The 14,239-nt window shown below is 70.9% G+C and carries 10 protein-coding genes; 5 read left to right on the top strand and 5 right to left on the bottom strand.

Features of this window, described 5'->3' with window-relative positions; all coding sequences use genetic code 11:
• Positions 1–241: 241 nt before the first annotated feature.
• On the top strand, positions 242–2,035 hold the full coding sequence (locus OM076_RS16465; protein ID WP_270041107.1) for an HD domain-containing phosphohydrolase: 1,794 nt from the start codon (positions 242–244) through the stop codon (positions 2,033–2,035).
• Positions 2,036–2,047: 12 nt separating this feature from the next.
• On the opposite strand, the gene OM076_RS16460 is transcribed toward OM076_RS16465, so the two are convergent.
• Both OM076_RS16460 and OM076_RS16455 read right to left on the bottom strand, forming a co-directional pair.
• Positions 2,048–3,016, bottom strand: a complete 969-nt coding sequence (locus tag OM076_RS16460; RefSeq protein WP_270041105.1) for an RNA polymerase subunit sigma-70 — start codon at positions 3,014–3,016, stop codon at positions 2,048–2,050.
• A 7-nt stretch (positions 3,017–3,023) separates the two neighbouring features.
• Positions 3,024–4,016: a zinc-binding dehydrogenase gene (locus OM076_RS16455; RefSeq protein WP_372518048.1), complete on the bottom strand. Its 993-nt coding sequence runs from the start codon at positions 4,014–4,016 to the stop codon at positions 3,024–3,026.
• Between the two features lie 78 nt (positions 4,017–4,094).
• On the opposite strand from OM076_RS16455, the gene OM076_RS16450 reads away from it, so the two are divergent.
• Positions 4,095–4,685, top strand: a complete 591-nt coding sequence (locus OM076_RS16450) for a hypothetical protein (RefSeq protein ID WP_270041102.1) — start codon at positions 4,095–4,097, stop codon at positions 4,683–4,685.
• Positions 4,682–5,851, top strand: coding sequence for a PrsW family intramembrane metalloprotease (locus OM076_RS16445; RefSeq protein WP_270041101.1), 1,170 nt, complete (start codon positions 4,682–4,684; stop codon positions 5,849–5,851). Before OM076_RS16450 ends, OM076_RS16445 begins: the two co-directional genes overlap by 4 nt.
• On the opposite strand, the gene OM076_RS16440 is transcribed toward OM076_RS16445, so the two are convergent.
• The 3 genes from OM076_RS16440 to OM076_RS16430 form a co-directional block, all read right to left on the bottom strand.
• Positions 5,829–9,272, bottom strand: coding sequence for a hypothetical protein (locus tag OM076_RS16440; protein WP_270041099.1), 3,444 nt, complete (start codon positions 9,270–9,272; stop codon positions 5,829–5,831). The two genes, OM076_RS16445 and OM076_RS16440, sit on opposite strands and share 23 nt — an antisense overlap.
• Before the next feature lie 63 nt (positions 9,273–9,335).
• The gene (locus tag OM076_RS16435) at positions 9,336–10,166 is read right to left on the bottom strand and encodes an ABC transporter permease (protein ID WP_270041098.1); all 831 of its coding nucleotides are present in this window, start codon (positions 10,164–10,166) and stop codon (positions 9,336–9,338) included.
• Positions 10,163–11,134: an ATP-binding cassette domain-containing protein gene (locus tag OM076_RS16430; RefSeq protein ID WP_270041096.1), complete on the bottom strand. Its 972-nt coding sequence runs from the start codon at positions 11,132–11,134 to the stop codon at positions 10,163–10,165. The genes OM076_RS16435 and OM076_RS16430 overlap by 4 nt, the downstream gene beginning before the upstream one ends.
• Positions 11,135–11,183: 49 nt before the next feature.
• Here OM076_RS16430 and OM076_RS16425 point away from each other — a divergent pair, with 49 nt between their 5' ends.
• Together OM076_RS16425 and OM076_RS16420 are read left to right on the top strand one after the other, a co-directional pair.
• Positions 11,184–11,792, top strand: a complete 609-nt coding sequence (locus tag OM076_RS16425) for a TetR family transcriptional regulator (RefSeq protein WP_270041095.1) — start codon at positions 11,184–11,186, stop codon at positions 11,790–11,792.
• Positions 11,793–11,956: 164 nt separating this feature from the next.
• Positions 11,957–14,230 carry a winged helix-turn-helix domain-containing protein gene (locus tag OM076_RS16420; RefSeq protein WP_270041093.1) on the top strand — a complete coding sequence of 758 codons (2,274 nt, stop codon included), beginning with the start codon at positions 11,957–11,959 and terminating at the stop codon, positions 14,228–14,230.
• Positions 14,231–14,239: the final 9 nt, after the last annotated feature.

Genomic DNA, 14,239 nt, shown 5'->3' with positions numbered 1-14,239 from the left:
TCTCGACTCGCAACCACGGCCTTGATCGGCGTGGAAATCCTTACTATACGACGCACCAGAAAGCGCGCCGAGGGGCTCGCGAGCTTTGTCCTTGCAGGGTCTATTGATTAGTGACGCATGGCGGGCTATGTTGGGTAGATGCGCCCGCCTGGTGCGCCTGTCGGCGTACAGGTCGCGCCTGCGGAGCGTTATGAGCAGTGTCCGGGGCTCGCCGCGGACGGCATCGTCTTCGTGGCCGCTCATGCCTGACGTCGGCCCGATCCGGGAGCGGATCCTGGTCGTCGACGACGACGAGGGGCTGCGGGCGCTGCTCGGACATATCCTCGGGCGCGAGGGCTATCGCTGCACGCTCGCCGAAGACGCCGCGAGCGCCCGCGAGGCGCTGCAGCGCGCGCCCTATGACCTGATCGTGTGCGATGTCGCGATGCCGGGTGAATCTGGCCTGGACCTCGTCGAAGACGCCGTTCGGCGCCACGAGCGCATGGCCGCGCTGATGGTCAGCGGCCTCGACGACATCGCGCTCGCCGACCGCGCGTTGCGCATCGGCGCCTACGGCTACGTCGTCAAGCCGTTCAGCATCAACGACGTCCTGATCGCCGTCCTCGGCGCGCTCCGGCATCGCCGCGCCGCGACCGACGACCCGAGCGGCATGGGCGAGGACACGATCCGGCGACTGTGCGTCGCCGTCGAGGCGCGTGACGTCGACACCGCCGCACACATCGCCCGCATGAGCGAGCACTGCTGGCAGATCGCACGAGAACTCGGGCTTCCACGCGAGCACTGCGACCTGCTGCGCACGGCCAGTCCGATGCATGACGTCGGCAAAGTGGGCGTCTCTGACGAGATCCTGCTCAAACCCGGTCCGCTCACCGGTGCCGAGCGCAGCGCCATGCAGCTACACGCCGAGATCGGCTACCGCATCTTGGCCGGCTCACGGTCAGAGCTGCTCCAGATCGCAGCCCAGATCGCGTGGACGCACCATGAACGCTACGACGGCGCGGGATACCCACGGGGCCTCGCCGGCGAGGAGATCCCGCTTGACGGCCGCATCGCGTCTGTCGCCGACGTCTACGACGCGCTCACCCGCGACCGCGTCTACCGTCCGCGGCTCCCGCACGCTGAAGTCATCCGCTACCTCATCGCAGGCCGCGGCACCGCCTTTGACCCAGCCGTTCTGGACGCCTTCCTCGCGATCGTCGAACGCGACTTCGACGCCGACCCGCGGCAGCCTGATCGCGATCAGCCCGCCGCTGACGACGACCAGCCCGCGGCCGCCCCGCCGCCCGCTCGGACGCATCAGGCCACGCGCTTCGCGCGCGACGCGGCCGCGCTGGACCGCGGCTCCACGGCCGCGATGCGATCGCGAGAGACCGAGCATCGGCTGGTCGCCGCAGACCAGCGCGATCACGTGGCCCAGGCCCGCGATCTCACCGCGGCGGCCCGCGACAAGACGGCCGCCGAACGTGATCGCGGGGCCGTCGACGTCGCGCTGCACGAGCGCTCCGTGCACGAGCGGGCCATGGCGGCCGCAGACCGCGTCGCGGCCGCCACAGATCGCCGGCAAGCCGCCGAGGACCGCCGCCATGCCGGCCTGGACGAACTCACCGGCGTGTCCCGGCGCGGCACAGGAGAGCTGGCCCTCACGCGCGAGATCGCGCGTTCGCGCCGCTCACAGCGGCCCCTGATCCTGGCCGTGATCGACATTGACGCCCTCAAACACGTCAACGACGTCGACGGACACGCCGCCGGCGACGCGCTCGTGCGCGATGTCGCCACGGCCACGACTTCGATCATGCGCGCTTACGACGTCGTGGTCCGCTGGGGCGGCGACGAGTTCGTCTGCGCCCTTTCCGACGCCACGCTCGACGTCGCGACCACACGCATCACCGCGATCCAACACGCCCTCGACGGGCTCCGCCACGGTGCATCGATCAGCGCCGGGCTTGCGGAGCTCAACGACGACGACGACCTCGAAGCGCTGATCTCACGCGCCGACGGCGCGCTCTATCGCGCGAAACGCAGGCGCGCCGGCTGACCCCAGGCGACGCTAGGAAAGAGCGTCGGGGAAGCCGAACATCGTGACCAGCGACGGATCGGCGTGAAACGCGGTCACGCGCGACACGCCGGTGGCCGTTGGGGCGAGCACCACGATGCCGTTGGCCTGCAGCGTGCCGTCCGCGTCGCGGTGGTACACGACGGCGGCGGGCTGGCCGTTGGCGGTGGTCGCGAGCATCCGCCAGTCGCCCGGCGCGCCCATCACGTACGCGCCGAGCATGCGGATGCAGTTCGCCCGGCCCGCCTGCCAGTCGCGGAACGGCGTCGCCTCCAGCAGGGCGTCCGAGCGCAACACCTGTTCCAGCAGGCCCGCGTCGGAGCGCTCGAAGGCCGCGATGTAGCCGTCGAGCAGCGCCCGCGCTCGCTGGTCGGTCGGTTCGAGCAGCTCCTCGGGCGCCGCCTCCAGCTCGCCCAGCCGTGCCCGGGCGCGCTGCAGGCCGCTCTTGACCGCCACCGTCGTGGTGCCGAGGATGTCCGCGGTCTCGGCCGCGGAGAACGCCAGCACCTCGCGCAGGATCAGGATCGCGCGCTGGCGGGCGGGCAGGTGCTGCAGGCTCGCGATCAGCGCCAGCCGGAGCGATTCGCGCGCGACAACCGTCTCGGCCGGATCGTCGCCGCCGGCGGCGGTCCACGGGTCCGGGAACGGTTCCAGCCAGGAGACCTCGCCCGGCGCGACCTGCATCGGCGGACGATCGGGCGCGTCCTGAGGACCGGTCAGGCCGGAAGGCAGCACCCGGATCCGGCGCGGCGCCAACGCGGTCAGGCAGACGTTGGTGGCGATCGTGTAGAGCCAGGAGCGAAGCGACGCACGGCCCTCGAAGCCGCCGTAGGAGCGCCATGCCCGGAGGTACGTCTCCTGCACGTGGTCCTCGGCGTCGTGCGCCGAGCCGACCATCCGGTAGCAGTGCGCCAGCAGCTCCCGGCGGAACCGCTCGGTCTCGGCGGTGAACCGATCGTCCATCGGGTGCTTAGGGAAGCAGGGCCAGCTTGCCGATCGTGGCGCGGGCTTGGAGTTCCCCGAGGGCTCGCGGGCCGTCCGTCAAGTCGTAGGCCGTGGGGCGAGCGGGGGTGAGGACGCCGGCGGCGATGAGGCCGGACAGCTCGCCCATGAGCTCGCCGAAGATCTGGGGTGCGGCGCCGATCAGCACGCCGAGGTTGAACCCGATGATCTGGACCTGGTGCTTGTACACCAGCTCCCAGTTGGTGATCGCGGCTTCGCCGCCGGCCACGCCGTAGACGACGACCCGGCCGGTGACCCGCTTGGCCGCGGCGAGGCTGGCGTGGAACGTGGCGCCGCCCGCCGACTCGAGCACCAGATCGGCACCCGCGCCGCCCGTCAGCCGCAGCACCTCGGCGGCGAGGTCGCCGTCGACGGAGTCCAGGACGTGGTCGGCGCCCAGTGCCAGCACCGTCGCGTGCTTGCCCGGCGACGCGGTGGCGATGACCGTCGCGCCGAAGTGCTTGGCCACGGTCACCGCGGCCTGGCCGGTCGCGCCCGCCGCCGCGTGAACCAGCACGGTCTCCCCGGCGGCGATCCGGCCCAGGGGCTTGAGCGCGGCCAGCGCGGTGGGCCAGTTCACGACCAGACCCAGCGCCTGCTCGGCCGTCCAGCCGGGCGGCACCGGCATCGCCGCCGCCGCGGGCAGGACCATGTACTCGGCGAACGCCCCGTCCCCGACGCCGATGACGCGCGTCCCGGGTGGCGGGCCGGTCACCGCCTCACCCGCCGCCACGACCTCGCCGGCGGCCTCGAACCCCGCCAGGTACGGCGGCTGCGGGCCGCCCAGGAACGCGCCATAGGACTTCGAGATGTCCGCGAAGTTGACGCCGGCGGCGGTGACCCGGATCAGGACCTCGTCCTCGCCAGGGCTCGGAACCGGTGCGTCGGTGATCAGACGTACGTCCTGCGGACCCTTCAACGAGGTCTGCTGCAGGGCGCGCATGGTCAAAGGAAGGCTCATGGCGATGTAGACCGCGCTGATCGCTCAAAGGAATCGGCGGCGGTACCTTTGCCGAGGCGGCGGACGTAGGGGTGTGCGGTGGGAGCGTGGGACTTGCAGCAGCGCGTGCCGGTGGAGCACCGCGTGTGGGGCGTGTTCGACCGGCGGTATCTGCCGGCGCTGCTCGCGGTCGTCGGGGTGGCGCTGTTGTGGGCGGTCGTCATGCCGGCGATCGACGAGTCGATCTCCAAGGACGAGATCCCTGCGGGGACGACGGTGTCGCTCAGCCGGGGCGTGACGTTCTCGCCCGCGCAGGGGTGGGTCTATGACGAGCCGCCGTTCCCGGACGCGCAGTCCGTGAAGCTCTTTGCCGACGGCGTCAGCTTCACCGTGCAGAGCGGTCGCTTCGACGGCAGCTCCGAACAGCTCTTGGCGCAGGTCACGAGTCACGACGACGACTGGACGACCCGTGGCGATGCGCGGGCGTTCCAGTCCGGGCAAGGTTTCCCCGGTTCGGCGACCGAGATCCACGGCGGTGATTTCAGCGGCGCGCTGTTTGCCATCGCCCACGAGGGCACGGGTGTGACCGCGATCGCCGAAGGCCCCGTCGGCGCGGTTACGCGCCACACGCGCGACGTCGCCGAGATGATCGCCGGCATCCGCTTCGACACCGGCTCGGCACGGCCATGATGCCGACCGACACCGCCCGCGCGGAAGCGATCAGCGCTTCAGGCTGGGCCTACCCCGTCCGCATCCTGCAGGCGCGCAATCCCGCCTTCTGGGTCTACGCCTTTCTCGTCGCGGGTGGCGCGTTCACGTTCTACGGCCTGGTCGGCGACGTCGGCGCCTACCCCACCGCGGTCGTGCTCTCGGTCGCGCTGCTGACGCTGTTCACGCTGCCGTTCGTGTGGTTCATCGCCCATGCCGACCGCTACGAGCGCGAGCCGGCCAAGCTCGCGCTGCTCGGCTTCTTGTGGGGCGGGCTCGCCGCCACCTGGGTGATGGCCCTGCCCGGCAACGCCGCGGTGCTGTCGATCTACTCGAAGCTGTTCGGCGTCGATTTCGCCGCCTCCTGGGGACCGCCGCTGACCGCGCCGTTCGTCGAAGAGAGCTCGAAGTACGTCGGCCTCATCCTGCTGTTCCTGCTCGCGCGCAACCACGTCCGCTCGGCGTATGACGGGCTGCTGCTCGGCGCGTTCACCGGCCTCGGGTTTCAGGTCTTCGAGAACTTCCAGTACATGTCCAACGCCGTCCTGAACAACTTCGGCGCCAGCCCCGTTCAGGACGTCGTCACGGTGTTCGCCATGCGCGCCGCCACGGGTCCGTGGTCGCACGCGCTCTACACCGCGATCGCGGGCGCCGGGCTCGGCTACGTGATCGGGGCCACCGATCGCTCGCGCGGCCATCGCGTCGCTGTCGCGGCCGGCCTCCTCGCCGTCGCCATGGTCCTCCACGGCTCGCTCGACGCCGTGGCCGCGGTCGGCGCGGCCACGATCCCGTTCACGGTCATCGCCGGCACGCTCGGGATCGTGCTCGTCTGGCGCTTCGCCGACCGCCGCCAGCGCACCTGGATCGACACGCTGCTCGCACCGGACACCCAGGCCGGGACGATCACCGCCGAAGAACTGGCCGCGCTGACCGGGCGCAGCAAGGACCGCAAGGAGTACCTCAAGCGCATCCGCCGGCAGCACGGCCGGCCCGCCGCTCGCCACGCCCGGCACATCCTCGACGCGGAGACCGAACTCGCAGCCGCGATCGCCGCCACCGACGATCCCGACGGAGGTGACGCCCAGGCGGCGCGCGCAGAACTCGCCCGCATCCGGGCGCTCGCGGCTACAGCGCCCCGCGATCGGTGAGGTGGTTCGATGGCGGGAGCCGGTCGATGCAGGTGCGGTAGGAGCGCACCCATCGGGCACGGCGACCGTTGCGCAGGCGAGCGGTGATCTCGACCTGGTAGGTGCCTTTCGGCAGGCCGCGTAGATCGACGACGGCGACGAGACGGTGATCGGAGCGGCGGCGCATGATCGCGACGACGCGTCCGTTCACGCGGATCGCGGCGCTCCGCACGGCACGCCCCTTTCGCTCTCGCAGCCTGATCGTGAATCGCCGCAGCGACGGGCACTGCGTGACGACCTGCGCGGGCGACGGCTGAGCCGGCGCCGCGACCGGCACCGGTGGCGCGGGCTCGGGCGGCGTGGACTCGACGAGTGGGGCGACGCTCAGGGCGGCGGAGTCGAAGTTGCTCGAGGGGATGACCTCCGCCGGCGCGAGCGCCGGGTCGGCCGGCTCAGAGGCGATCGACGCGGTGTTGCGCACGGTCTGCCCGGCTTTGGACGGGTCGACGCGGACGTCGATGCCGAGCTCGAGTGAGCCGCCGGCGCTCAGGGCGCCGAGCGCGCAGGTGACGGCCTGGCCTGCGGCCGAGCACGCCCCGGCCGTGTCGGCGACGAACGTGAGCCCGTCGGGCAAGGTGTCGTGGAGCATCACGTCCGGCGCGGAGCTCGGTCCGTGGTTGGCGACCTGGAACGTGAAGCGCGCCACGCCGCCGGGCGTCACCGGGTCGGGCGGCGCGGCCTTGGTCAGCTCGAGGTCGGCGGCGGGGATCGGCACGAAGGAGACGGTGTCGGTCGCGAGGGCGGGGTTCGGGTCGACCGAGTCGGAGATCGCGCCGATGTTGTTGAGCACGGTCTTGCCGCGGCTGTCCGGCGCCAGCCGAGCGACGATCGTGATCGTCTCGGTCTGGCCGGGTGCGAGCGAGTCGATGGCGCAGCGCAGGTTGCGCACCAACGGCAACCAGACACAGGTGCCGCCGCCGGTGAAGGTGCCGGTCGGGACGGGCGCCGGCGCGTAGAACTCGGCCGGGAGAACGTCGCGGGTGGAGACGTTGTGGGCGGTCGACGGGCCGGCGTTGCTCACGGCGATCGTGTAGGTCACGAGGTCGCCGGCGGTCGGGTTCGGCGTCGGGGCGAAGCTCTTGTCGACCTGTAGGTCGCTGCTCACCGGCACGTCGAGATCGACCTCCGAGCGGTTGTTGCCCGGCGCGGGATCCTCGCTGGTTCCGGTGTCCGTGACGGTGGCGGCGTTGGTGACGGTGGACGCGACGGCGGCGTCGAGGACGCGCGCCCGGATCGTGATCGTCGCCGCCTGCCCCGGCGCCATTGCGCCGAGCGTGCAGACGACCGCGGTGGTGCATGTGCCGCGGTCGCTGGTCACCTCGAGTGCGGCGAAGTTCGGGGTCAGCGTGTCGGTGACCTGGGCGGCGGTCGCCGTCGAGGGGCCGCGGTTGAGGACGTCCAACGTGAAGGTGACCTCGCCGCGGGCCGGCACCACGCGCTGGTCCGCGGCCTTCGCGATCGTCAGGTCGGCCTGCGCCGTCGCGCCGCCCGCGTCGGTCGCCGAGTTGTTGGTGTCGTCGCTGTCGCCGCCGCCGGACACGGTCGCCGTGTTGACGACGGTCGCCGGCGCGGGGTCTTGGACCGTCGCGTTGACGACGATCGGCGGATACGACTGCCCGGCTGGGAGCGGGTCGGGGCGTGTGCAGGTCACGGTGCTCGCGGCGATCGTGCACGCCCACCCGGCGCCGGCGGCGGAGTTGACCGAGGAGAACTGCGCCGGGTCGAGCGGGTCCTGGACGGTCACGGTGCCCGTCGTGGGGAGGTTGCCGGCGTTGGCGACGCCGATCGTGAAGTTGTAGGCCCGGCCGCCGACGAACACCCCGCCCGCGTGCGTCTTGGCCGGCACGAGGTCGGCGCCGGCGACGATGCTCGTCGTGGCGTTCGACAACTCCTCGGGGAACTGGGTGCCGAGCGTCAGCCCGACGAAGGCCGCGGCGCCCTGGTTGACGATCGCGCTGCTCAGCTGGGCGTCGGGCGCGACCCCGACCCGGAAGCGCGCGCACGCGGTCTGCCCGGGCTCGAGCCGCCCGCCCTGCGTGTCGTTCGCGCCGGTTCCGAGGCGGAAGACCGTCCGTCCCGCGGCCGGGTCGTACTCGGCCAGACCGTCGTTGATGGCATCCGATTGCGCGACGAACAGGCCGCAGGCGCCCCCGGGCGACGTCACGGGCGTGACCGCGAGGCTGTTCGGCACGTACGCCGTCTGGGCGGGGATCGGGTCCAAGAACCGCAGGCTCACGGCCGGGTCCTGCCCGGTATTCGTCAGCCGGACGGTGTATTCCAGCTGGTCGCCGCGCTCGATGGCGCCGCCGTTGACGTCGACCACCGACTTCACCGGCCGGATCTCCGGCGCGAAGATGTCGGTCGTGAAGAACGCACCGGCCGGGTAGTAGGTCTCGCCTCCGGTCGTGAGCCGGATCGTCGCGCTGGTCGCCCCGTTGGCCAGCACCCCGTCCTCGCGGAAGAGGTTCATGTCCGAGCCGAGCTGGTTGACGTAGTTGGGGTTCTTGTCGGTGACGTTGACGCCGAAGCGGCTGATGGACGAGTTGAACACGTTGTCCGCGGGGTTCGCCGGATCAAAGATCGGCGACGAGTTCAGCGTCGCGCTGTCGCCCGTGGAGGTGCGGTCGCCTTCGCTGCTCCACAGGCCGACCGTGCTGCGCACCGGCCCGAACGGAGGCGTCGTGAAGCCCGACAGGCTGACGCTCGCGGCGGGCGTCGAGCGGCTGATGGTCGCGAGCCCGTCGAACACCGTGAGGTTGCGCGGCGGCTCGGTCGCATCGCGGTAGACCACGATCAGGTCCCAGGCCGCGTAGCGGTCCTCGCCGGTGGCGGCCTGCACGTTGGCCACCGTGTACGCGCCCACCCCCGCCGCGCGGACCTGAGCCGTCACCTCGGCGAAGCCGCTGAAGCGGCTGCCGTTCGTGTCGAGGGTCTGCGCGGTGATCGTGGTGTAGGCGCCCGCGCCGGGCGCGCGCAGGCTCACCGTGTTCCTGGCCGCGGGGCTCGGCGCCGCGGCCCCGCCCGAGCCCGCCGCGGTGTCGCCGGCCCAGTACAGGCCGGCCCACAGCACGAGCGCATCCGCCGGCAGGCTCAGATCGGCCGAGGACGAGTCGAACGTTCCAGGCACGCCGTCGACGTCCACGCGCGTCATCGCGTACCCGTTGTTGTTGCCCAGCGTCCCGCCCTGGGTCCCGGCCTGCGCGGCGGCGCACCCGGTCGCCGCGGCCGGGCACGTCATCAGCGTGTTCGCCGCGAACGTGATCGAGCCCGCGTCGTTGACCGTGTAGCGGACCGCGAACGGCCGGTCGGCGGACGCGCCCGCGGGAACCAGCAGCGTCAGCAGGCACGCTCCGAGCAGCACGGCGGTCCCCATCAGCCGCATCAGTGCCGGATCGTAACTCTTGCCACATGTCGGTCAAGCAACTCGACGTGCACGCCCGGCGACTTACTCCGTCGTAGAGAACTCCCAGATCGCGATGCCCAGCATCACGAGGCCGAGTGCGAGGACCATCAGCACTTCGAGCGCGACGGGCACGTGCCAGCCGAACCAGGTCACGCCCGGGACGCTGACGTCGAGGCGGCTGAAGACGAGCTTGCGCATCGGGTCGACGGCGTAGGTGATCGGGTCGAGGCGGTTCAGGACCGCGAGCCAGCCGGGCAGGCCGCTGACGGGGAACAGCGCGCCGGAGATGAAGAACATCGGCATCACGACCATCTGCGTGACGCCCATGAAGGCCTGCATCTGCTTGATGCGGACCGCGACCATCACGCCGAACGCGGTCATGGCGAACGCCAGCAGCAGCATCATCCCGAGCACGCCGAGGACGAACGCCACGCTGTAGGGCACGTCGACGGCCCAGGCGAGCGCGACCAGGATCACGCCCTGCAGGCTCGCGACGGTCGCGCCGCCGAGGCACTTGCCGATCACGATCGAGCTGCGACGGACGGGCGCGACCATCATCTCGCGCATGAAGCCGAACTCGCGGTCCCAGACGATCGACGCGGCGCTGAAGATCGCGGTGAACATGACCGCGATGCAGAGCACGCCGGGGTAGATGAAGGTCCGCAGGTCGATGTCGCCCTGGACCACGGTGTTCAGACCGGAGCCGAGGACGAACAGGAACAGCAGCGGCTGGATCAGCGAGGTCACGATCCGCATGCGGTCCTTGCGGAAGCGGATCAGCTCGCGCGACCAGACGATCTTGATCGCGCGCAGCTCGCTCTTGTACGAGCGCTGCGGGACGTGGACGCGAACGACGTCGGCGACGGTGCTCATCGGCGCGTCGCCATCTGCATCATGATCCGGTTGCGCATCTTCGAGGAGTCCTCCTCGGCGTCGCGGATGGTCTTACCGGTGAACGACATGAAGACGTCATCGAGGCTCGGCCGCGAGACGCTCACGCTCGTGATCGCGACGTCGAGCTCGTTGAACAGGCGCGGGACGAACTGCGCGCCCTCCTCGACGTAGAACGTCACCTCGCCCTCGGAGACCGTCGCGTCCAGCCCGAAAGCCTCGCGCAACGCGGCGATCGCCACGTCGTTGTCCTCGGTGCCGATCCGGACGCGATCCGCGCCCACCTGGGCCTTCAGTGCCGCGGGCGTGTCCAAGGCGACGATCTCGCCCTGGTCCATGATCGCGATCCGGTCGCAGAACTCGGCCTCGTCCATGTAGTGCGTGGTCATGAAGATCGTGATCTCCTCGCGCTCGCGCAGCTCGTGGATGTAGCGCCAGATCGAGCTGCGCGTCTGCGGATCGAGTCCGATGGTCGGCTCGTCGAGGAAGAGCACCCGCGGCGAGTGCATCAGCCCGCGCGCGATCTCCAGCCGCCGGCGCATGCCGCCGGAGAACGTGCCGACGACCGAGTCCTTGCGGTCATAGAGCCCGACCATCTCGAGCACCTGCTTCATGCGGCCGGGCACCAGCGCGCGTTCCACGCCGTAGAGCTCGGCGTGCAGCTTGAGGTTCTGCTCCGCGGTCAGATAGCCGTCGAGCGTGGGGTCCTGGAAGACCAGGCCGATGTGGCGGCGCACGTCGTCGCGCGCGGTCATGACGTCGTGACCGGCGACGGTCGCGAAGCCCGAGGTGGGCTTCGCCAGCGTGCAGAGCATGTTGATCGTCGTCGTCTTCCCGGCGCCGTTGGGGCCGAGGAATCCGAAGACCTCGCCAGGCTCGACGGAGAACGAGACACCGCGGACGGCCTCGACGTCTCCGAACGTTTTCCGTAGTTCGTTGACTTCGATCATGTGACTGTAAAAGTACAGCGACTGAAAGAAATGTACAATCCGGGCTCTCATGGAAGGACTGCGCGAGCGCAAGAAGCGGGAGACCCGGGACGCGATCGCGGCGGCGGCGCTCGCGCTCTTCCTCGAGCGCGGCTTCGACGCGGTGACCGTCGTCGACGTGGCGGTGGCCGCCAACGTGTCCGAGAAGACCGTTTTCAACTACTTCGCCACGAAGGAGGACCTGGTCTTCGCCAACGCGGAGGAGAAGCTCTTCGAACGCGCGGAGGCCATCCGCCTGCGGTCGCCCGGCACGCCGCTGTCGCGCGTGTTCCTCGCCGACACACTCCGGTTCCTCGATGCCATCGAGGCCGGTGAGGTCGATCGGGCCATGACCGTCCCCCGGCTCGTGCGCGCCTCGCCGGCGCTGCGCGGCCGGCTCATGCTGGCCTGGGAGCTTGAGGCGGCCACCTTGACCGCCGCGGTCACCGACGACGAGGACGACCTCATCGCCGCGGCGGCGGTCCGGTCGCTCGTGTGGGCGAACCGGGTGGTCTTCCGGGCCGCGATGCGGCGCCTCATCGGGGGCGAGGATCCGGCCGACGTCGCGCGCGATCTGCGCGCCGAGGCCGAGCGCGTCTACGCGCAATTGGACCTCGGGCTGGCCGGCTACGGGGCCTGACGACCCGGGCAAGGGACGCGGGTGCCGCAACGGGCTCTCCGACCGCCTGCCGGTGGGCTTTCAGATCGCCGGCCGGGCGGCAACGCGCGCAGGCGATTTCGCGCCATTCGTATCACCCGATCGGGATGACACAGCGCTCGTGTGCGGCCACCTAGCATTGACCGATGCCCGTCCTGGACGTGCCGTTTGACCTGATGGAGGTCAAACTCGCGGCGCCGTTGATCCGGCCCGGCACCGTGGCGAAGGCCGACGTGGTCGCGCGGTTGTGCGCGTCGCCCGCGCCGTTTGCGGCTGTGGTCGCGCCGGCCGGGTACGGCAAGACGACGCTGCTTGCCCGGTGGGCCGAGGCCGATCCGCGTCCGTTCGCGTGGGTCGCACTCGACGGCCGAGACGACGACGCCGTCCTGTTCCTGCGCTACATCGCGGCTGCGATTCACAGCGTGCACCGGCTCCCACCCTCGGTGTTCGACGCGCTGTCAGGCTCAACGGGACAGATCTGGCCACGTCGCGTCCCGGCGCTCGGGCGCGCGCTGGCCGAGCTCGAGCGCCCGCTGGTGCTGGTGCTCGACGATCTGCACGCCGTCGCCAATCCGTCGTGTCTGGACGTGCTCGGGGCGCTGTTTGAGTACGTGCCGGCCGGCTCGCAGATCGCCGTCGCAAGCCGAGAGGAGCCGGCACTCCCGTTGGCCCGTTGGCGGGCGCAGGGATGGGCGCTGGAGATCGGCGTCGCCGACCTCCGCCTGGACGAGCAGGAAGCCGGAGCGCTGCTGGAGGCAGCGGGCGTGGAGCTCGACGCGGGCGAGTTGTCGGACCTGACCGCGCGCGCGGAAGGCTGGCCCGCAGGCCTGTACCTTGCCGCGCTCTCGTTGCAGGCGGGCGCGCCGAGCTCGGCGAGCGCGACGGGCTTCAGGGGCGACGATCGCTACGTGTCGGACTATTTCCGCCTCGAGCTGCTGTCCCGGCTGCCGGCGGCCGAAGCGACATTTCTCAAGTACACGTCGGTGCTGGATCACCTGTGTGGCGGCCTCTGCGATGCCGTCTTGCAGACGACTCGATCGGCGCGCACGCTCGAGACGCTGGAGCGGACGAACTGTTTCGTCGTGCCGCTCGATCGGCGAGCCTGGTGGTATCGCTACCACCACCTGTTCGCCGAGTTGCTCCGCACCGAGCTCGAGCGCAGCGAGCCACACATGGTGCCTGAGCTCAACGCGCGCGCGATGGCGTGGTGCATCGCCAACGACCTCACCGAAGCGGCGGTCGTCTACGGGCACGCCGCCGGTGAGACCGACACCGTCGCGGGCTTGCTCGAGGGCGTCATGCTTCCGCTCTACTTCGACGGCCGCCTGGAGACCGCGGAGGAGTGGTTCGGGTGGTTCGGCGAGGAAGAGCTGGGGCGGCATCCTTCACTCGCCGTCTACGGCGCGTGGATCCGGGTGCTGACCGGGCGCCCCGAGGATGCTGAGCGGTTGCTGGCGCTCGCACAGGCGGCGACCCCGACGGGCCCTCTGGCGGATGGCAGCGCCACGATCGAGCCATGGATCGCGACGTTGCGCGCGCACATGATGTGGAACGGTGTCGGACGCGCGCTCGCCGACGCCGACCTGGCGCTCGATCGGCTTCCACCGGGAAGTTGGTGGATCGCCGGCGCGCTCCGTATGCGAGGGGTTGCGAACGGGCTGCTCGGCGCACCCGATCGTGAGCTGGATGACCTGAACGCGTCCATTGCTGCTTCGCAGGCTCTCGGCGCGAGGGGCGACGATGTCCCCGTGGCCCACGCACTGATCGCGCTCCGCGCGGCCAAGCACGGGGCCTGGGGCATGGCCGCCGAACGCGCACGGGCGGCACAGGCAATCGTCGACGAGAAGGGTCTCGGTGACTACGCGGGCACCGCGATCGTGCATGCCGCGACGGCGCGGGTCGCCCTCCACGAGGCGCGACGCGACGAGGCGCGCGCGGCGCTGGCGCGCGCGCACCGTCTGCGGCCGATGCTCGACTACGGGATGCCCTGGATGGCCGTCGAAGTCGGCCTCGAGCTCACGCGCGCTCACCTCGCGCTCGCCGACGCGAGCGCCGCTCGCACGATTCTCGCCGAGACCGAGCGCGTACTCGAGCTGCGCCCGGATCTGGGTTCCCTGGTCGATGAGGCGCGGGAGCTACACGAGCGCGTGGCCGCCACCTCCGGGTCGGCCGGCGCGTGGGCGATGAGCCTGACGGCCGCGGAGCTGCGGCTGCTTCCCTACCTCGCCACCCATCTCACGTTCCCGCAGATCGCGACCCGGCTGTTCATCACGCGCAACACCGTCAAGAGCGAAGCGGTCGCGATCTACCGAAAGCTCGGCGCCGCGTCGCGCAGCGAGGCGATCGAGCGTGCCGTCGAGGCCGGACTCCTGGAGAGCTCCATCTACCCCCCGCGTGCGGAAATCACCCTGGAGGTATGACGCGCCCGC

The sequence above is a fragment of the Solirubrobacter ginsenosidimutans genome, from assembly GCF_027587205.1.
The sequence above is the reverse complement of the archived record's forward strand: the minus strand, read 5'-3'. Positions and strand labels throughout refer to the sequence as shown.